At 65.4% G+C, this 19,172-nt stretch carries 15 protein-coding genes and 1 tRNA gene; 11 read left to right on the plus strand and 5 right to left on the minus strand.

The annotated features are described in order from the left end of the window. Positions 1-364: 364 nt before the first annotated feature. The gene (locus ABC728_RS19730) at positions 365-2,614 is read right to left on the minus strand and encodes a TonB-dependent receptor (protein ID WP_416618541.1); all 2,250 of its coding nucleotides are present in this window, start codon (positions 2,612-2,614) and stop codon (positions 365-367) included. Between the two features lie 357 nt (positions 2,615-2,971). Between ABC728_RS19730 and ABC728_RS19735 the strand changes: the two genes are divergently transcribed. The 4 genes from ABC728_RS19735 to ABC728_RS19750 all read left to right on the plus strand — a co-directional run bounded on the left by ABC728_RS19735 (position 2,972) and on the right by ABC728_RS19750 (position 8,499). Continuing rightward, on the plus strand, positions 2,972-4,660 hold the full coding sequence (locus tag ABC728_RS19735; RefSeq protein WP_416618542.1) for a DUF885 domain-containing protein: 1,689 nt from the start codon (positions 2,972-2,974) through the stop codon (positions 4,658-4,660). Between the two features lie 69 nt (positions 4,661-4,729). Next, entirely contained in the window at positions 4,730-6,049 is a 1,320-nt protein-coding gene (locus tag ABC728_RS19740; RefSeq protein ID WP_416618543.1) for a spinster family MFS transporter, read from the plus strand. Between the two features lie 33 nt (positions 6,050-6,082). Further along, entirely contained in the window at positions 6,083-7,786 is a 1,704-nt protein-coding gene (locus ABC728_RS19745; protein ID WP_416618544.1) for a gamma-glutamyltransferase, read from the plus strand. A 23-nt stretch (positions 7,787-7,809) separates the two neighbouring features. Beyond that, entirely contained in the window at positions 7,810-8,499 is a 690-nt protein-coding gene (locus tag ABC728_RS19750; protein ID WP_416618545.1) for a TetR/AcrR family transcriptional regulator, read from the plus strand. 129 nt (positions 8,500-8,628) lie between these two features. Here ABC728_RS19750 and ABC728_RS19755 read toward each other — a convergent pair whose 3' ends face one another. After that, the gene (locus ABC728_RS19755) at positions 8,629-9,915 is read right to left on the minus strand and encodes an MFS transporter (protein WP_416618546.1); all 1,287 of its coding nucleotides are present in this window, start codon (positions 9,913-9,915) and stop codon (positions 8,629-8,631) included. 570 nt (positions 9,916-10,485) lie between these two features. Between ABC728_RS19755 and ABC728_RS19760 the strand changes: the two genes are divergently transcribed. Beyond that, a complete protein-coding gene (locus tag ABC728_RS19760) occupies positions 10,486-12,210 on the plus strand; it encodes a gamma-glutamyltransferase (protein ID WP_416618547.1) in 1,725 nt (574 codons plus the stop codon). A gap of 88 nt (positions 12,211-12,298) precedes the next feature. Next, positions 12,299-13,417 (plus strand): branched-chain amino acid aminotransferase, encoded by a 1,119-nt coding sequence (locus tag ABC728_RS19765; protein WP_445376466.1) that lies wholly within the window; start codon positions 12,299-12,301, stop codon positions 13,415-13,417. A gap of 176 nt (positions 13,418-13,593) precedes the next feature. Here ABC728_RS19765 and ABC728_RS19770 read toward each other — a convergent pair. Together ABC728_RS19770 and ABC728_RS19775 are read right to left on the minus strand one after the other, a co-directional pair. Then, positions 13,594-13,670, minus strand: a tRNA-Pro gene (locus ABC728_RS19770). 213 nt (positions 13,671-13,883) lie between these two features. Beyond that, a complete protein-coding gene (locus ABC728_RS19775; protein WP_416620778.1) occupies positions 13,884-14,906 on the minus strand; it encodes a polyprenyl synthetase family protein in 1,023 nt (340 codons plus the stop codon). A 160-nt stretch (positions 14,907-15,066) separates the two neighbouring features. Here ABC728_RS19775 and ABC728_RS19780 point away from each other — a divergent pair, with 160 nt between their 5' ends. Both ABC728_RS19780 and ABC728_RS19785 read left to right on the plus strand, forming a co-directional pair. Then, a complete protein-coding gene (locus ABC728_RS19780) occupies positions 15,067-15,282 on the plus strand; it encodes a putative signal transducing protein (protein WP_416620777.1) in 216 nt (71 codons plus the stop codon). Beyond that, a complete protein-coding gene (locus ABC728_RS19785; RefSeq protein WP_416620776.1) occupies positions 15,279-16,043 on the plus strand; it encodes a tRNA1(Val) (adenine(37)-N6)-methyltransferase in 765 nt (254 codons plus the stop codon). The genes ABC728_RS19780 and ABC728_RS19785 overlap by 4 nt, the downstream gene beginning before the upstream one ends. 7 nt (positions 16,044-16,050) lie before the next feature. Here the strand turns inward: ABC728_RS19785 and ABC728_RS19790 are convergent, their stop codons facing one another. Then, on the minus strand, positions 16,051-16,743 hold the full coding sequence (locus ABC728_RS19790) for a substrate-binding periplasmic protein (RefSeq protein ID WP_416620775.1): 693 nt from the start codon (positions 16,741-16,743) through the stop codon (positions 16,051-16,053). A 206-nt stretch (positions 16,744-16,949) separates the two neighbouring features. On the opposite strand from ABC728_RS19790, the gene ABC728_RS19795 reads away from it, so the two are divergent. From ABC728_RS19795 to ABC728_RS19805, 3 genes are all read left to right on the plus strand, one after another. Then, positions 16,950-17,771 carry a S49 family peptidase gene (locus ABC728_RS19795; protein WP_416620774.1) on the plus strand — a complete coding sequence of 274 codons (822 nt, stop codon included), beginning with the start codon at positions 16,950-16,952 and terminating at the stop codon, positions 17,769-17,771. A 52-nt stretch (positions 17,772-17,823) separates the two neighbouring features. Continuing rightward, entirely contained in the window at positions 17,824-18,078 is a 255-nt protein-coding gene (locus ABC728_RS19800; protein ID WP_416620773.1) for a hypothetical protein, read from the plus strand. 153 nt (positions 18,079-18,231) lie between these two features. Then, positions 18,232-19,140, plus strand: a complete 909-nt coding sequence (locus tag ABC728_RS19805) for a glycine--tRNA ligase subunit alpha (RefSeq protein ID WP_416620772.1) — start codon at positions 18,232-18,234, stop codon at positions 19,138-19,140. Positions 19,141-19,172 lie beyond the last annotated feature (32 nt).

Raw genomic sequence — 19,172 nt, forward strand, 5'->3', positions numbered from 1 at the left:
GTATATCTCTCGTTCAGCGCAAAAGTAAATGCGTTAGCGGGGCGCTTATCGTAATGAAATTGCTTCGATCTTCCCGCTATCGGCCGGCGGCGCTCACCAGCATGCCCGGTCACGGCGCTGATACCGTCGTCGCCACTCAATTTATTGCAATCGCACATCAATCGAGCAGCAGCAAAAGAAGCCTGAACGTGTTTCGGGCCCGACGGCGGTCACCGTCGGGCCTGTTCCATGATGAAGAAGGTTTAGAACCTGTTCGGAAAATCTCTCTTGTTTTGCAGCGTGTTAACGTTTCATTCCGTTGCCCCGGTCTTCGCTGGGGTGACGGTGATGGGATGAAGCCATCTGAAACTTGCCGGACGGACACCTAGAATCGGGCGCCGACGGACAGGTAGAATGTACGGCCGGGCATGAAGTCCAACGTTGCCGGCTGGCCCATCGCATCCGCGGTGGCGGCGGGCACGGCAAGCGATTGCGATGCCCCCTGCAGGTTGCGCTCATCCGTGACGTTCAGGACCTGAAGATTGAGCGTGTAGCGTGTATCCAGGTCCACCCCGGCCCGCAGATCCAGGAAGGTGGTTTCAGGCAGCTTGTAGTAACGCGACCCGGTATCGCCGGGGAATGTCGTGGTGGAACTGCTGCGATACCGCACGCCGCCGCCGACATTGGCTTCCACCCTGTTGGTCAGGGGAAAATAGTAATCAGCCCTGACGGCACCGGCCCATTTGGCGCTGTAGGGCAGCGTATTGCCGATGGCGGCACCGCCGACGGCCCCCGGCAACAGACCCGTGATCTCCGCATCGGTGTAGGTGAGATTGCCGGCGAAGGTCAGGCCGTAGAACGGCGTGAAGCTGGTTTCCAGCTCCACGCCCTTGCTGCGGGCATCGCCGGCATTGCCGATAACGGTGTTGGTGCCGTTGAAATAGTTGAGCTGGATGTTCGTCCAGTCGATGTAGAAGGCGGCGATGTTGGTGGTCAGCCGGCTGCCCAGCAGCGTGGATTTCAGGCCCAGCTCATAGTTCCAGGTTGTGTCGGGGTCGAACGTGCCGCCGCTGGTGTTGGGCCCGCCGGGGCGGTAACCGCGCGCCACGCGCCCGTAAAGCATCGTGTCAGGCTGGAAACGCCAGCGTGCATCGACCGTCTGTGTCCAGACGCCGTCATCGGAATCGGCCACCGCCAGCCGCGGCGAAGCGCCGATATTGACCAGATAGCCCGATGCCACGCGCGTCAGCTTCTGGTCATTGTAGCTGTAGCGAAGGCCGGCGCCGAGATCGAATTCGGGCGTGATGCTGTAATTGGCATTGCCGAACACGGCATATTCGACATACCGGCTGGCCAGTGCCACGGTCTGATAGTTTGCCAGGGCGGCCACCGTCGGCTGCAACGCCGCCGGTGGGGTGGCGGTGCCATATTGGTACATCGAATTGATACCGCTGTGATAATCACTCTTCTCATGATCATAGAACAGGCCCGCCAGCCATTCCACGGGGCCCGACCCGGAGGAGGCCAGCCGCAATTCCTGCGTCAGCTTCTCCGTGCTGGGACTGGTCGTGCCATAGAACTGCATCAAAGGTCCCAGGGCCGGGCCGAATGCCGGCTGAAAGGTCGGCGTGTAGTCGGAAAGAATATTGACCCGGAATTTGGAATACCCGGTCGTCGATGTGGCCGTCAGATCGTCGGAGACCCGATATTCGACATTGCCTTGGATGAAATGGTACCGGGACTTGGAAAAGCTGTCGACGTTGCGAAAGGTGCCGTACTCGCCGTAAAGGGGCAGCAGGGTGACGGCATTGCCCAGGACACTGCCGCTTTGCGGGGTCTTGTTGATGGCGACGGTACCCGCAATGCGGATCGTCAGGTCGTCGTTGGGCAGCAGCAGCAGGTCCGCCCGGCCACCCTTGCGCCGGTTGGCATTCAGTTCGTCGCGCCCCGTGCGGACATCGGTGAGGTCGCCTTCCCGGTAGGCGTAGTGGCCGCTCAGCCGCAGGGCCGCCTTGCCGTCGATCAAGGGGACGTTGATCCCGCCGCGGACCGTATGACGGTTGGCGTCCGCCCCCGCATCATGCCCGTAATCGACCTTGATATGGCCGGAGGTGGCGTGGGTGTCGGGGGCCTTGGTGACGTATTTCACCAGACCGCCCAGCGTGCTGGCGCCATAAAGGGTGCCCTGGGGACCGCGCAGCACCTCCACCCGGGCCAGTTCGCTGGGGTCCATGTCGGGACTGAACAGGGCGCCCAGCGCAAAGCCGCTGCGGGCGCCGAATGATGCATCATCGATATAGACCCCGGCCGTGGGGCTGAGATCGTTCGGCCCCGTCGACAGGCCACGGAAGACCAGCCGGTTGCCATCCACCCCCGACGGCCGGACGTCCAGCCCCGGCACATAGGCCGACACATCGTCCAGATTGTTGGCCATGACGCGGCCGATCAACTGTTCGCCGACCGCGGTCACGGAGGAGGGCACATCCTGTATCCGCTCCGCCCGCTTGTTCGCCGTGACGATGATTTCCTCCAGGATGAAGTCGGAGCCCGCGTCCACTGCCTGGGCGCCGGCCATCGGCGCATGGATGATGAAGGCACTCGACATCCAGAGTGCGTGGAACGTTCCTTTGCGCATGTGCATCACCTTCCGCTGTTCAAGGGGCCGGCTCTTTTCGGGTGGCCTGCCATTCCGGAATAGACCTTAGACGCACTTCCAATTTTTGACAATACAGTATTGTACGTAAATTGATTGGGTGTCGGCGAACCGGTTGCTGGGGCGAAGATTTCGTCGCGAGCGGAGGTCGGGTCTTGTCTGCCTCAGCAAGGCCACGGCGGATATCTGCCGTCTCGACGTTTGTGTCGGTCGGGAACCATAAATTCCATACAGTATTGAATTGTGATGGTGCGGCAGGTAGGATGATCGGGCCTGCGCCTCCGGCCTGCGGGGCCGTACAGCAGAATGAACAGGCGGGACATCGGGAAAGGACGAAACATGTGTAAGGCCAAGATCGGCGAACTGGCCGAACGCTATTGGGCGTTCCAGCGGGAAGAGTTCCCCCTAATGGCGATCCAGGCTGGCCAGCCCGGTGACGCGGATACATTGATGCGGGAGGCGCCGGCCGACCATGAACGGCGTGCGGCCTGGGCGGCGGTGGCTGTGAAGGAACTGGCGTCAATCGACCCAAGGGGACTGGATACGCAGGACCGGGCGACCCATGCGCTGCTGCGTCGCGAGTTCACGGCCCTTTGCGACATGGTTGCCTGCGGTGCGCATCTGCGCCCGTCGCTCTATCCGCTGGGTCCGGATTTCATGCTCATATATTGGGCGAACATCACGGCCCTGGCCAATGTTCCTGATGCCCGCCGCTATCTTGCCCGTCTGGCGACGGTGCCCGCGGCCATGGCGGATGCGCGGGCCTCGCTCCTGGCCGGGCGGGATCGCGGCTACCGCTATCCGCGGCTGGTCATCGACCGGGCGGTGGCACAGGTGCGCGGGACGCTGGCGGTGCCGGTAAGGTCCCATCCCTTCGCCCAGCCCCTGCTGCGTGTGGCCGGCCGCTCACCCGCATTGGCCGATCTGGCGGAACAGGGACTGGCGCTGATCACCGATCAGCTTTATCCCGCCTTGCACGCCTATGCGAATTTCCTGGAAAGAACATTGGGGGCCGCGGCGCGCGACAGCCTGGCCTGCACCGATGATCCGGACGGTGATGCCTTCTACCGCTATCTTGTCGGGCAATCGACGACGCTGGACATGTCCCCGGGTGACATCCATGCGCTGGGGCTGGCCGAGGTGGACCGTATCAGCGCGCAGATGCTGGCCACGGCGGCGGCCGGTGGATATCCCGGCGACCTGCCGGGCTGGCGGGAATCCCTGCAGGCGGACCCCGCGCAATATGCCCCCACGGCCGCGATATTGCGGGGTGAGATCGAGATCCTGTCCAAGCGCATCGATGCCCGCATCCCGGAATTCTTCGGCCGGGTGCCCCGCGCCACCTATGGCGTGCAGAGCATTCCGGAGGCCATTGCCGAAAAGATGCCGCCCGCCTATGCCCAGCCCAATCCCGCCGACGGCACGGCCGCCGGCGTCCATTGGGTCAGTTCTGTACCGGGCAAGCTGCCGCGTTACATGCATGTGCCCCTGGCGCTGCACGAGGCATGGCCGGGCCATCTCATGCATCTGGCTTTGATTCAGGAGATGGAGCATCTGCCCGCATTCCGCCGCTTCGGTGCGCTGCGCTACACGGCGTGCCTGGAGGGCTGGGCGCTCTATTGCGAGCGCCTTGGGGAGGACATGGGGTTCTATGACGCGCCGGCCAAGCTTTACGGCCGGCTGGAAATGGAGATGTGGCGCGCCGTGCGGCTGGTCGTCGATACCGGCCTGCATCACATGGGCTGGACCCGTGATCGGGCCCTTGCCTTCTTTGGCAAGCACATGGCAATGCCCGCCTCCACCATGGAGGCGGAGGTTGATCGCTATATTGCGCTGCCGGCCCAGGCACTGGCCTATCAACTGGGCAACCTGAAATTCAAGGATGTCCGGCGGCGGGCGGAGGCGGCGCTGGGCGACGACTTCCCGATCCGTGATTTCCACGACGCCCTGATGGCGGCGGGGCCGGTCACCCTGCAGGTGCTGGACGATCTTATGGCGGATTGGACGGCCCGGCGCGCTGCTGCCTGACCCGCGACCCCGTGCGGTGTTCCCCCGGGGGGGCACGCCGCAGCCGCCCGCACAAGGGAACCCCGCCTGATGTCCACCACCACGACCCCCGGTGCCGTCGGGGCGCCGCTGTCGCCGGGTGCCGAGCCATGGCGGCTTTACACACCACGCCAGCGCAACCTGTTCCTGTTCGTCCTGTTTCTGGTCGGCACGTCGAACTATGTCGACCGCAACATCGTCGGCGTCCTGCTGGAACCGATCAAGGCCGAGTTCGGCGTATCCGACGCCATGCTAGGCCTGCTGTCGGGGCTGTCCTTCGCCCTTTTCTATGCGACGCTGGGCATTCCCGTGGCGCGCTGGGCCGATCGGGGGGACCGGCGCTTCGTCATCACGCTGGCCCTGACCGTCTGGAGCCTGATGACGGTCCTGTGCGGCATGGCGCAGAATTTCTGGCAGCTTGCCGCCGCCCGTGTCGGCGTCGGTGTGGGCGAGGCTGGTGCCATCCCGCCGGCCCAGAGCCTGATCGCGGATTATTTCCCGCCCGACCAGCGGGCAAAGGCGCTGGGCGCCTATCTGATGTGTTCCATCGCCGGCTATATCCTGGGGCTGGTGGCGGGCGGCTGGATCGCCGTGCATTACGGCTGGCGTGCGGCCTTTATCATTGTCGGGCTGCCGGGGCTGGCGCTGGCGCTGGTCACCCGCACCGTTTTGCGGGAACCGCGCCTTGCCGGCGGCACCCTGCGTCCCCCGGCCGGCGGCGGGGAAAGCGTGATGGCGACATTCCGCATTCTCATGCGCAAGCCGTCCTACCGGAACATGATCTATTCGATGACCTTCTATTTCCTGGTGTCCTATGGTGCCCTGATCTTCCTCGCGTCGTTCATGGTCCGGGTTCATCAGATCGATCTGGCGACCGTCGGAATGATCATCGGCATCCAGTCGGCTGTGGGGGCGGTGATCGGCAATCTGGCCGGCGGTGCGCTGGCGGACAAGCTGGCCAAACGCGACCCGGCCTGGCTGGCCCGGATGCCGGGATGGGGTCTGCTGCTCGTCGCCCCCTTCTATCAGGTGGCCTTCCTCATGCCCGACATGGTCAGCATGCTGGCCGTGCTGAGCGTGACGGGCATCGTCCTGACCGGTGCCGTCCCGTCCATGTTCTCCGCCCTGCACGTGGTGTGCGGGTCGCCGCGGCGTGCCATGGCGGTGGCGCTGGTTTTCTTCTTCGCCAACCTTATCGGCCTGGGCCTGGGGCCGGTCGCCACGGGCCTGATCAGCGACATGCTGGCCCCTAGCCTGGGTCCGGCGGAAAGCCTGCGCTATGCGCTGATCATCATCCTGCTGGCCCTGGTGCCCAGCGGGATTTTCATGCTGCGGGCGGCTCGGCATCTCAATGCGGATGCCGAACCCTGATGCCCCTCGCGCGTTTCAAGACAGGAGAATGACATGCCGGACAACCTGTCCCGCTATATCCGCAACCCCGGCCCGAAGGCCCCGGTTTCAGGCCTGCAGGCGGCCGTGACGACGGATTCCGCCATTGTCACCGAGACCATGGTGAACATCCTGCGCCAGGGGGGCAATGCGGTGGATGCCGCCATCGCCGGTGCCATGGTGCAGGCGGCGGTGGAACCGTTCATGACCAATCATGCCGGGCTGGTCACCTGTCTCTATTACGAGGCGAAGACCGGGACGCTGCATCAGCTCGACAGCCTGGGGGGCCATCCGTCGGGTCTCTCGCCTTTCCGGCCCGTGCCGCAGGGGGCGGGGCCTTATGCGCTGCTGCCGCCATCCGCCATCATTCCGGGTTTCATGCCCGGCTTGAAGGCGATGCACGAGCGGTTCGCCGTCCTGCCCTGGGGCAGGCTGTGTGCCGATGCGGTGACGTGGGCGGAAAGCGGTCATGTCGTGTCCACCTTCGAATATGGGGTGAATGTCTTCGGGGAGAAGTTCATCACCCACTTCCCGGAAGGGCGGGATTTCTATCAACCCGACGGCTATTTCCCCAATGTCGGCGAGGTTTTCGTGCCAAGGGGGCTGGCGGAAACCATGCGGGGCGTCCGCGACCAGGGGCCGGACTATATGATCCGGGGGCCCTGGGCACAGGCCTTCGTGGCCAAGGCGAACCAGATGGGTTGGGCCATCACGCCTGACCATATGGTGGAAACGCCGCCCCGCTGGGTGGAGCCGCTTCGCTTCGCTTATAATGAGTATGAGATCGTCTGCCTGGGACCGCCGCAGGCCCAGGGCTTCTTCACGGCCGTTGCCATGGGTGTCCTGAAGCATCTGGGCATCCGGGACATGCAGCCGGGATCGGCGGAGCATCTTTGGGCCATGGGGCATGCCCTGCGCCAGGGCCAGCGCCATTGGGAATATGCGCAGGACGACACGATCTATGATGTGCCGCGCGACGCCGTGCTGGACGATACCTATCATGCCCATCTGGCGCGCCTGATCCGCGGCAGCCGGCCCCGGGTCGATCTGACCTCCCATCTCCGGCTGGCCGGCGATGTGCCCGGCGGCGGCGATTTCATGTCGGCGCTGGGCGGCAGTGGTGGCCGGCCGCGGCTGGTTTCACAGACCGAGAAGCAGCCTTCCGGCTCCTGCGAGATTGCCGTGGCGGATGCGGAAGGCAACTGGGTCCAGATGATGGACACGCTGCAAGGGTCCGGTATTCCCGGCCAGGTGGTCGGCGGGGTGCCGATGGTCGGCAGCCATGCCACCTTCGGCCATCTGCAAAGCTCGATGGACACCACGCTGGTGAAGGGCGCCAAGGCGCGCTGCATCATCGGCAACACGCTGGTCCTGAAGGATGGAAAGCCCGTCTTCTCTGCCGGATCGCCGGGCAATATCCATTGCACATTGCCCCAGGTGCTGACCTATCTGCTGGATTTCAAGCTGGACCCTTATCAGGCGGTCGATGCGCCCCGGATGCTGCCCATGACGGAAAACCGGGGGGTGGTGGTGGAGGATCGGCTGCAACCCGGCGTCGTGGAGGATTTGCACAAGCTGGGGGTCAGGGTCGGTGTCCTGCCCGGCTATGACTACCATATGGGCAGCTTTTCCGTGATTGCGCGCGACGAGGTGACGGGACATCTGACGGCCGTGGCCGATCCGCGCCGTTGTGCGGCGGCCGATGGCATTCCCGCGTGAGGAGGGCGGTTCCGGAATTGAACATGCGAGACATCATGCCGGATACCGGCCTGGCCGGTGGCGGGCCGGACGACGCCATGCCGGCGGCCACCGAACCGGACGGCGCCCTGCCGGCCAGACGACCCCGCAAGACACCTTCCGGTCCCCGGCTGGGGCGGGATGACTGGGTTCTTGCCGCCAAGAAGGCCCTGGTCGCCCGGGGCGTGGATGCTGTGAAGATCGACCGGCTGGCCAGGGAGATCGGGGTCAGCCGCGGCAGCTTCTACTGGCATTTCAAAAGCCGGGGGGAGCTGCTGGCGGCCCTGCTGACCTACTGGCGCGACACCAACACCACGGCCCTGCGCACCGCCATCGAGGGCAATGGCGGCGATGGGCTGGCGCAGTTCAAGGCATTGATCCGGACCTGGCTGGAGGAGAAGGATTTCTCCCCCAGCTTCGACAATGCCGTGCGCGACTGGGCCCGCCATTCCAAGACGGCGTCGGCCCTGCTGCGCCGGGTGGACGAGGAGCGCACGGTCCTGTTCTGCGACATCTTCCGCAACATGGGCTATGACGAGGCGGAATGCGCCATCCGGGCGCGCGTGCTCTACTTCCACCAGGTCGGCTACTATACCCTGTCGCTGAAGGAACGCCGGGCGGACCGCCGGGCGACCATGCCGCTTTATTACAAGATCCTCACCGGCAAGGTCGCGCCGGGCGATCTGATGGATTGAACATCGGCCATCTCATACCCTGGTCCCGGGGGTAGAACGCCCCGGGACCAGGGTATGACCTGCAAGTCCGCATCGGGCGGCAGGAGACAAGAAGCCCCCGGCGGGTCCAACCCGCCGGGGGCTTTGTCGTCAGGCGCTGCCGGCGCGCCGCAGGTCGCCCGGCAGGGACCGGATGGCGGCCCAGAAATGACCGGCCGCCCACAGGCCGGTCAGCCCGGCGATGGCCAGCGCGATGCGCAGCGAATGGGCCGGTTCGGCGATGTGTGCCGCGAGCAGGTCGGACGCGAAGCCGATCAATTGCGGGGCCAGGGCCAGGTTGGCGATGTTGGCGGAGAACAGCATGACTGCCACCGTCACCCCCCGCATGTCCGAGCGTACCAGATTCTGCATCAGGGCTAGTGTCGGGCCGACATAAAGGTTGGCGAAGGGCACGAACAGCCACAGCAGCCAGACCGCAGCATCGCGGTCGTCCACAAGATGGGCGGCCACGCCCGGCACCGTGATCAGAAGGGTGATCAAGGCCAGGAAATGGCACTGCCATTTGGCTTCCATCCGGGCGAGCTTCAAAGTCACCACGGCGGCGGCCACCATGGCCGCAGCGCCGCCGGCCCCGCTCATCAAGCCGACCATGGTTCCGGCCTCGCCGACGGACAGGCCGTGCGAGCGTCCCAGGAAGGCCGGCGTCCACCAGATCAGCCCCATCCCGGAGAAGGTGGCGATGGTCGCACCGGCCATGACATGCAGCAGGGCCCGCTGGGAGCGGATGAAGCGCAGGGCCGGCCGCAGCCCCACCCCCGTTCCCGCGGCCGACACGATCGCATGCGGGTCGCTGGCGCCGCGCTTGGGCTCCCGCACGCTCAGCAGCAGGATCAGCACGGGCAGGCTGCCGAACGCGAAGATGATCAAGGCGGAACGCCAGCCATATTTCTCGGCCAGCAACCCGCCGCCGATGCCGCCGATGGCGGAGCCCAGCGCGATGCCCAGGGCATAGATCGACATGGCCACGATCCGCTCTGACGGGCGGAAATAATCGGCGATGATGGAATGGGACGGCGGGGTGCCCCCCGCCTCACCCACCCCGACGCCGATTCGGGCCAGCAGCAGATGCCAGAAATTCTGTGCCATGCCGCACAGCGCGGTGAAGGCCGACCAGATGGCCAGCGCCCACATGATCATGTTGCGCCGGTGCGTGCGGTCGGCCAGTGCCCCCAGCGGCAGCCCGGCCGCGCCATAGAACAAGGCCAGGGCCACGCCCGTCAGAAAGCCCACGGCGCTGTCGGAAAGCTGGAATTCCGCCTTGATGGGCTCGATCAGCGTGGATAGCACGAAACGGTCGGCGATGTTCATCGCATAGACCAGGGTGATGACCAGCAGCACCCAATAGCGCCTGAGGAAAGGGGGGGCGTCCGTCGTCATCGGCTGCGTCTCCAGTCTTTTCGTTCCGGATGAGTGCGCATCGGCACCTTTGCTCCATACCGTCTCATGCAATGGCTTTCGCGGGTGTGGGTGCGGGGGGCCGCCACTGGTCCCGCGGCCCGCCGGGCAACCTGCAAGGGGGCCGAAGACGGGTTCGGAATTTAGATACATTAGTGTCTTGTTTTTGTCGACAAGCGATCCGCGAGCCATGCCGGTGATGAGAGCGGGTCATCACGGCTATCCTCAATCGATGTGAGCAAATGGCGTGTTCCGCACGAAAATGCTCTTAGGCTTGACAGCAAAAAATAAATACAGAAATGTATTGTTAAGGCGGCGATCCCGTGCTCGTGCGGGCCTGCCGGTTGTGCGTTGCGCCCTTCACAGGGGCGCGGCGGGAAAACCCCATCGGGGGGCGGGACGACAGGCCCGTTCCCCCGGGCTGTCGGCCGCGGACAGGGGCGGCCTGAAACGACTACCAACGATAGGGAAAAGACCATGCATGTCACCCGGCGTACCGCCCTTACCGGAATGCTTGCCGTGCCCGCTCTTGCGGTTTCCGCGCCGGCGATCATGGCTCGGCCGAAGGTCGACCTGACGCCCACCCGGTGGGCTGCCGGCGATTATGAGCGCTACCTCAAGGCCCAGGGCGTGGACCATACGGTTGCGGGTGCCGCGCGCGGCCGCAAGGGCGCCGTCACGGTCGCCTATAGCGGCCTGGCCGCGCGGGCCGGGCTGGAGGCGCTGGTCCAGGGCGGCAACGCCATCGACGCGGCCATGACGGCGGCCCTGGCCCAGGTGGTGCTGGCCGTCGGCGCGCCCATCAGCTTCTTCGGGATCATGTCGCTGGTCTATCACGAGGCCAAGACGGGCAAGACCTATACGATGAACGCCGAATGGAACACGGTGGCCGGCGAGACCGACCCCATGAGCATTCCCGGCGGCTATGATTTCTCCAGTCAGGAGGCGCTGCGGGGCAAGGGCGCGCCCAGCGGCCGCACGGCGCTGGTCGGCGGTTTCATGCGCGGGGTGGAGGCGGCACATCGCCGTTTCGGCAAGCTGTCCTTCGCGAACCTGTTCGAACCATCGATCTACATGGCGGAACAGGGCATCCCGGTGACGGGCTTCCTGGCCGACATCTTCCGTTTCCGCGATGCCGACATCCGCCGTCTGGCCGAAACGCGGGCCACGCTGGTGAAGCCGGACGGCACCGCCTATGCCGAGGGCGACATCTTCCGCCAGCCGGCCCTGGCCCAGACGCTGCGCGCCGTGGCCAAGGATGGCGCGGACCATATGTATGACGGCCCCTGGGGGCGCAAGCTGGTGGCCGCCGTGCAGGCCGATGGCGGCAAGATGACCCTGGAAGACCTGCGCAATTATCAGGTCCTGTGGGCCGATCCGCTGGTGGCGGAATTGCGCAACGGCTATTCGGTGCGCACCAGCCCCATGCCCAATTTCGGGGGCTATTCCCTGGTGGAGGCGCAAAACCTGGCCGATGCCGCCGGCCTGTGTGGGGGCACCCACTGGACCCGATCGTCGGAGCAGTTGCGCAAGGCGCTGGACATCACGCAGTTGTTCGGCATCACGATGTTCCCCGAGGCGGCGCGCGCTGCCATCTTCCCCGGCATTGATTTCAGCCCGGCCTCCCGCATCACCAAGGAACATGCCGCGGCCCTCTGGGCGCAGATGGCTTCGGGTAAGACCTTCACGAAATGGAAGCGCACGACGCCGATGCATTCCGACGACGTGGTGGCCATCGATGGCGAAGGCAACATCGCTGCCATCACCCATTCCATCAATACCGTCAACTGGGGCAAGACGGCGATCTTCGTCGATGGCGTTTCCATCTCCGACGCCGCTTCCTTCCAGCAGGCGGCCGTGGCACGGGTCAAGCCGGGCGAACGGCTGCCCGCGCCGACGGAAACGGGTGTCCTGTTCAAGGATGGCCATGCCGTCCTGGGCTTCGCCTCCATGGGCGCCGGCCTGCATCACCGCACCTTCCAGGGGCTGCTGAATTATACCTGCTTCGGCATGAATGTGGAGGAAGCCATCAACACACCGGACTTCTTCCTGCCATCGGTCAATTCTGAAACGGGGGAGACGACCCTGGTGGTGCCCGTCGGGCGTTTCGACCGCAAGGTACTGGAAGGCACCGGCTACGCCTTCCGTGAAATGCCGCTGGAAGAGGCGCGGCTGGGCGGTGAAGGAAAATGGGTGGCCATCAGCCGCGATCCGAAGACCGGTGAACTGCATGCCGCCTCGCATAACCGCAACAATGGCGACGCGGTGGCGTTCTGACACGCCACCGCACCGGCGGCCGGCCCTGTTGCGCGGTGTCTGGCCGCCGGCCGGGAACATTGCATCGTTCTTCCAAGGATCGGAAACCATGGCCGATATCCGGCACATTCCCCATCCCGTACCGACACCCGCAGATAAAAGGCGCCGGCTGATCGCCGATCCGGGTTTCGGGAAGGTCTTCTCCGACCATATGGTCACGATCGAATGGTCTGCGGAGAAGGGCTGGCACGATGGCCAGTTGCGGGCGCGGGGTCCGTTCACGCTGGACCCTGCGGCGTCCGTCCTGCATTACGCGCAGGAGATATTCGAGGGGATGAAGGCGTATCGGACAGCGGATGGGGAGGTGGTGCTTTTCCGCCCGCTGGAGAATGCGCGGCGTTTTCAACGCTCTGCGGCGCGCATGGCGATGCCGGACCTGCCCGAGCAGCTTTTCCTGGAGGCGGTGGAAACGCTGGTGCGGACCGATGCCGACTGGATCCCGAAGGAGGAGGGGGGCAGCCTCTATCTGCGGCCCTTCATGTTCGCCAATGAGAGCTTTCTGGGTGTGCGCCCGGCGGCCAGCTACATTTTCTGCGTCGTGGCCTGCCCGGTCGGCGCCTATTTCAAGGGCGGGGCCAAGCCGGTGTCGGTCTGGGCCTCGACGGACTATACCCGCGCGGCGGCCGGGGGCACGGGGGCTGCCAAGTGCGGCGGCAATTACGCGGCCAGCCTGATCGCCCAGGCCGAGGCCATCCGCCAGGGCTGCGACCAGGTGGTGTTCCTGGACGCGGCGGAGAAGAAGTGGGTGGAGGAACTGGGCGGCATGAACGTGTTCTTCGTCTTCGACGATGGCACGCTGCTGACCCCGCCGCTCACCGGGACCATCCTGCCCGGCATCACCCGCGACAGCATCATCAGGCTGGCCCGTGGTCAGGGGATGAGCGTGCAGGAAAGCCTCTATTCCTTCGACCAGTGGCGCCAGGACGCGGCCAGCGGCCGCCTGCGCGAGGTCTTTGCCTGCGGCACCGCCGCTGTCGTCTCCGCCATCGGCACCGTCCGCTACAAGGATGGCAGCTTCACCATCGGCGGCGGCACCGACGGCGAGGTCACAAGAAGCCTCAGGACGCGGCTCACCGCCATACAGCGCGGGGATGCCCCTGACCCGCTGGGTTGGCGCCACACCGTCCTGACGGGCCTGTCTGGCAGGGGGCAGGGACCGGTGGCCTGATACCGGCCCCTGGATCGAACGGGTGCGGCGGTGACTGCCGCCGTCCGATATGTTGGCTTTCAACGGCACCTGATCGTGATCGGTCGGGTGCCGTTCTCATTTGTGGGTATTGGCGCCGCAAACCCGCCAAAAGCAAAACGGCCCGGGGAAAACCCGAGCCGTTTTACATGTCTAGCTGGTCGGAGTAAGAGGATTCGAACCTCCGGCCTCTGCCTCCCGAAAGCAGCGCTCTACCAGGCTGAGCTATACTCCGTCATGCTTCACGCATCGTTTCGCCGGGGGCGTCGTTTGCGTGGGCGGCTGTATAGCGCCATCGAATGGACCATGCAAGCACTAGATCGCATTTTCCCACCCCCGGGGTGCCGCATGGCAGCCGCGCGCCGGCAAGCCCCTCTTTTCGATAAGAAAAAGGCCGGGAAAGGCATCCTTTCCCGGCCTTGGCAATATCCATCTGGAAGCCGCCGCGTCAGTAATCGCGGTCCACAACGAATTCCAGTACCTCCAGCAGCGCCCGCTTCACGGGGCTGGACGGGAACAGTCCCAGCGCATCGCGGGCCACCGATGCGTAATGGCGGGCCCGCTCCACGCTGTCGCGCAGGGTATTGTGTTTGTTCATCAGGGCAATGGCCCGGTCCAGGTCATCCTCGCCCTGGTCCAGCTCCTCCATCGTCCGGCGCCAGAAGGCCCGCTCCTCGTCGTCGCCACGGCGGAAGGCCAGCACGACGGGCAGGGTGATCTTGCCCTCGCGGAAATCGTCGCCGATGGTCTTGCCCAGCCGGGCCTGCGCTGCGGAGTAGTCCAGCACATCATCGACAAGCTGGAAGGCCACGCCCAGGTTCAGCCCGTAGGAACGCAGCGCTTCTTCCTCTGCCGCCGAACGGCCAGCCACCACGGCGCCGATCCGGCAGGCGGCGGCGAATAGTTCCGCGGTCTTGGCCCTGATGACCTCCAGATAGGCCTCCTCGCTCGTCTCCGTATCGTTGGAGGTGGTGAGTTGGAGAACCTCGCCCTCCGCGATCACGGCCGAGGCATTGGACAGGATGCGCAGCACATCCAGCGACCCCGCCTCCACCATCACCTGGAAGGCGCGGGAAAACAGGAAGTCGCCGACCAGCACGGAGGATTTGTTGCCGAACACGGCATTGGCGCTGGCCTGGCCACGGCGGAGATCGCTTTCATCGACGACATCGTCATGCAGCAGGGTGGCGGTGTGGATGAACTCCACACAGGCCGCCAGCGGCTTGTGCTGTTCGCCCTGATAACCGCACATGCGTGCGGCGGCCAGGGTCAGCACGGGGCGCAACCGCTTGCCACCGCTGGCAATCAGATAGCCGGCCAGCTGGGGAATCAGTTCCACCGGTGAATGCATGCGGTCAACGATGATCTCGTTGACATCGGCCAGATCATCGGCGACCAGCGCGACAAGCTGGTCGAGCGCGTTCGTGTCCGGCTTCCGGCGCTTGGGATCAAGGGTGGTCACGGTGGCCACGGGTCAAGGCTCCATCGCGAGAAGACGGCAAACAGGATCGAAGCCCGGTTGACGGGCCCAGGATTGCGGGGGAGCATAGCGGGGCAGGGCGTGGGGTCAAGGCCCGCACGCGCCTGCGCGCGGCATGTCCGCCTTGAGCTTGCCACCTGACAGGACCCAGATGCAGCCCCTGATCCGCAGCAACGACCCCGTTGAGCTGAGTTTTGCACAATCGCTGCTGGCCGATGCGGGTATCCTCGCCATCCTTCTGGACCAGCATACATCGGCGCTGGAAGGCAGCATCGGTGCCATTCCCCGGCGTCTATGCGTGGCCGATGCCGATTTTGCGGCGGCGCGCGCATTGTTGCGCGACGCGGGCCTGCCGGTGGTGCCATGACGGACGATGCGTCCCTGGTGGAACGTACCCCCGTTCTGGGTGGGCGCGTCACTTTGTTCCAGCCCCGGCAGGGATATCGTACCGCCATCGATCCCGTGCTGCTGGCTGCCGCCGTGGGGGCGGCAGCGGGGGACAGCGTGCTGGAACTGGGCTGTGGCACGGGGGCGGCCCTGCTGTGCCTGGCGGCGCGGGTGCCCGGGCTTCAGGTCACGGGGCTGGAAATCCAGCCCATGGCCGCCGGCCTGGCCCGGCAGGCGGCGGCGGCCAGCGGCCTGGACGCACGGGTCCGCATCCTGGAGGGTGACCTTGCCCATCCGCCGCCGGACCTGCGGCCCAACAGCTTCGACCATGTGATGGCCAACCCGCCATTCTGGCCGGCCGGCCGGCACACCCCGTCACCCAGCGGGCACAAGGCGGCCAGCCATGGGGAGGGGGCGGGGGAGGGGACCGGTGACCTGGCCGGTTTCATCCAGGCTGCGCTGCGCCTGCTGCGCAGCCGTGGCACCTTGACGCTGATCTATCCCGCCGACCGGCTGGACCTGTTGCTGTCGCTGCTGGCGGGGCGGTTCGGGGATATCCGGCTTCTGCCGCTGTGGCCGCGCGCGGGCCAGCCGGCGCGGCGGATCATCCTTTCCGCGCGGCGGGATGCGCGAGGTCCCCTGTCCCTGCTGCCGGGTCTGGTCCTGCATGGGGACGGACAGGGATATATGCCGGCGGCGGAAGCGATCCTGCGCGATGGCATGCCCCTGCCCGTCGGGTGACGGGGGATCAGTAGGAAAGGCTATAGCGGGCCAGGATACGGTCCCGCGTCCCGTCCTCCTGCAGGCTTTCCAGTGCGGTGCGCAGGGCCGCGACCAGGGACGGGCTGCAATCGCGCGAGCAGGCGAGGAATATCTCGTCATCTGCCACCTTGCGCCCGATATGCAGGGGAAGGCCGCGGCCCTCCTGCTGCCAGCGCATCCGGATATGAAGCGTGCTGCCATACCACCCGTCGACCCGGCCGCTGGCCAGCATGTCGGCTTCCCGGGAGCCTAGCGGCGGCGTGCTGATGAGTTCGGCGGGATAGCCCATGTCCCGCAACTGCTGCTCCTGGGCGCTGCCGGCACCGACCACCAGGGTCCGCCGTTCGGCCATGGCCTGTTCCAGGCTGTCGATCGGCGCCTTCAGGCTGGCGATTGCCCGTTCGATCCGGCACACGGGCGCAATCCAGGTGAATTTCCCGTCGCGGGACGGCAGCCAGGTGACGGGTGTGATCAGCATGTCCTTGCCGGCCACCACCATTTCCTGTGCCCGGCGCCACGGGATGAACCGGAGCTGCGGCTCCATGCCCGCGCGGCGGATCGCGGCCAGTGTCAGTTCCAGGACCGCGCCCGGTGCCTCGGCATTTTCCATCGCCATCGGCGGCGACTGCACGGCCAGGATATCCACATTCCTGCTGCCGGCGTGCGCGTGGGTGGGCATCCCCCCCGCCACGGCCAGTGCGAGAAGAAGGGCGTATGCATAAAGGTATATTTTGATATTGCCCTTTTTCATATGCTTAGACTGCACATTGCATCGGGCAAGGTCAAATGCCGCTATTGTTCTTTCGGATGGTGGAGAGGTCTTCCGGTCGGCGGGTCGCATCCCCACCTTCTGCTGGTTGATATGAAGACCGAAGGTTCACCGATATGATCCGCCGCCTGAAGAAGATTGCCGGCCTGTCCGTTTCGCCGCTGGTCAACGTGCTGCGCCTTTCCGGTGTCATCGGCACGAAACGCCGGGGCCTGTCGCTGGAGGGGCTGGAACAGGATATCCAGCGGGCGTTCGCCCCGGCCGATCTGGCGGCCGTGGCGCTGGCGATCAATTCGCCGGGTGGTTCACCTGTACAGTCGGCGCTGATCGCGCGCCGGATTCGCGCCCTGGCGGTGGAGAAATCCGTGCCTGTCCTGGTTTTCGTGGAGGATCTGGCCGCCAGCGGCGGCTATTGGCTGGCCTGCGCCGGGGACGAGATCGTGGTGGATGGCGGTTCCATCGTGGGGTCGGTCGGGGTCATCTCTGCCGGCTTCGGCTTCACGGGCCTGATGGACAAGCTGGGTGTCGACCGCCGCATCTATACGGCCGGCACCCGCAAATCCATGCTGGACCCGTTCCAGGCGGAAAGGCCGGAGGATGTGGCGCATGTGCGCGATCTGCAGGTCGATATCCATGAGCAGTTCAAGCAATGGGTGCGCGAACGGCGGGCCGGGCGCCTGAACGCGACGGAGGATGAACTGTTCAACGGCAATGTCTGGACGGGCCGGCGCGCCGTGGAACTGGGCCTGGCCGACCGGCTGGGCTGCCTGCACAGTGTGTTGCGTGAACGGTTCGGCGACAAGGTGCAGGTGCGCACCATCAACCCGGCCCGGCGGGGCGGGCTGGGGCGGTTGATCGGGCTGGACGCCGGGAGGCTGGCCGACGGCCTGGCCGACATGGCGGCCGAACGGGCTGCCTTTGCCCGCTACGGGCTGTGAGCCTGCCGATTTCACTTGCCCCGCGCGGCGGCTTCTCCCACCTTTGGCGCCCATGATCTCCCTCACCAAACTCCTCACCCTGATCGGCATCCTGTTCGTCGTCTGGTACGGCTTCCGCCTGCTGGGCAGGATACAGCGCCAACGCCAGGACGCGCTGCGCCGCAATGGCGGCGGGGAACGACCCGCGCGCAAGGGGACCGGCCGCCAGGAACCCGCCGATACGCAGGACATGGCCAAATGCACCGTCTGCGGCGTCTATGTCGCGGCCGGTGCGGGCAAGTGCGGCACGCCGGGCTGCCCGCGCTGAGGCGGGGGCGGCCGCCATCACCCTTTGTGCGCAACAAACCATCGCCAGCCCTGCGTTCCCCGCACAGAACGTAACCGGGCGGCTGCCTTGATTTGGTCCTTGACGCTCATTAAGGTGCCACGCACTGCAACAGTAGTGTGAAGTTCAAGGACAATGGCGGCCAGCGCATCGGGCAAACAGCCCCTCTCCTTCCAGGGTGTCATCCTGACCTTGCAGAATTTCTGGGCGGCCCAGGGCTGTCTGGTTCTGCAGCCCTATGACATGGAAGTGGGTGCCGGCACGTTCCACCCGGCCACCACCCTGCGCGCGCTGGGCCCGGACGCCTGGAACGCCGCCTATGTGCAGCCGTCCCGCCGGCCCAAGGATGGCCGCTATGGTGAAAATCCCAACCGGCTGCAGCATTATTACCAGTTCCAGGTGATCATGAAGCCGTCGCCGGCCAACATCCAGGACCTGTACCTGCAGTCTCTGGTGGCGCTGGGCATCGATCCCGCCCTGCACGATATCCGCTTTGTCGAGGATGACTGGGAAAGCCCGACGCTCGGCGCCTGGGGCCTGGGCTGGGAGGTGTGGTGCGACGGGATGGAAGTGTCGCAATTCACCTATTTCCAGCAGGTCGGCGGCATCGCGGTGGACAAGGTGGCGGCGGAACTGACCTATGGCCTGGAACGTCTGGCCATGTATATCCAGGGCGTGGAAAACGTCTATGACCTGCGCTTCAACGATCCCGTGGGTGATCGTCCGGCCGTGAAATATGGCGAGGTGTTCCACCGCGCCGAACAGGAATATTCCGCGCATAATTTCGAATATGCGGATACGGGGATGTTGCTGCAGCATTTTCAGAACGCGGAGAAGGAGTGTGCTTCCCTGCTGTCCCACGGTTTGGCCCTGCCGGCCTATGACCAGTGCATCAAGGCCAGCCACCTGTTCAATCTGCTGGATGCGCGCGGTGTCATTTCGGTGGTGGAACGGCAGAGCTACATCCTGCGGGTGCGCACACTGGCCAAGGCCTGCTGCGAGGCGTGGCTGGCCGATGGCTACCGCCGCGGGCAGGCCGCCTGAAGCTGATCATTACGATACCAGAACAATAATCT

This window comes from Niveispirillum fermenti, assembly GCF_052474395.1.

Bases quoted from the DNA above. Each gene is read 5' to 3' on its own strand.
- ABC728_RS19755 (WP_416618546.1), bottom strand. From the start codon at position 9,915: ATGACGACGGACGCCCCCCCTTTCCTCAGGCGCTATTGGGTGCTGCTG.
- ABC728_RS19745 (WP_416618544.1), top strand. From the start codon at position 6,083: ATGCCGGACAACCTGTCCCGCTATATCCGCAACCCCGGCCCGAAGGCC.
- ABC728_RS19800 (WP_416620773.1), top strand. From the start codon at position 17,824: ATGATCTCCCTCACCAAACTCCTCACCCTGATCGGCATCCTGTTCGTC.
- ABC728_RS19760 (WP_416618547.1), top strand. From the start codon at position 10,486: ATGGCTCGGCCGAAGGTCGACCTGACGCCCACCCGGTGGGCTGCCGGC.
- ABC728_RS19805 (WP_416620772.1), top strand. From the start codon at position 18,232: ATGGCGGCCAGCGCATCGGGCAAACAGCCCCTCTCCTTCCAGGGTGTC.
- ABC728_RS19750 (WP_416618545.1), top strand. From the start codon at position 7,810: ATGCGAGACATCATGCCGGATACCGGCCTGGCCGGTGGCGGGCCGGAC.
- ABC728_RS19785 (WP_416620776.1), top strand. From the start codon at position 15,279: ATGACGGACGATGCGTCCCTGGTGGAACGTACCCCCGTTCTGGGTGGG.
- ABC728_RS19730 (WP_416618541.1), bottom strand. From the start codon at position 2,614: ATGCGCAAAGGAACGTTCCACGCACTCTGGATGTCGAGTGCCTTCATC.
- ABC728_RS19795 (WP_416620774.1), top strand. From the start codon at position 16,950: ATGATCCGCCGCCTGAAGAAGATTGCCGGCCTGTCCGTTTCGCCGCTG.
- ABC728_RS19740 (WP_416618543.1), top strand. From the start codon at position 4,730: ATGTCCACCACCACGACCCCCGGTGCCGTCGGGGCGCCGCTGTCGCCG.
- ABC728_RS19780 (WP_416620777.1), top strand. From the start codon at position 15,067: ATGCAGCCCCTGATCCGCAGCAACGACCCCGTTGAGCTGAGTTTTGCA.
- ABC728_RS19790 (WP_416620775.1), bottom strand. From the start codon at position 16,743: ATGCCCACCCACGCGCACGCCGGCAGCAGGAATGTGGATATCCTGGCC.
- ABC728_RS19735 (WP_416618542.1), top strand. From the start codon at position 2,972: ATGTGTAAGGCCAAGATCGGCGAACTGGCCGAACGCTATTGGGCGTTC.
- ABC728_RS19765 (WP_445376466.1), top strand. From the start codon at position 12,299: ATGGCCGATATCCGGCACATTCCCCATCCCGTACCGACACCCGCAGAT.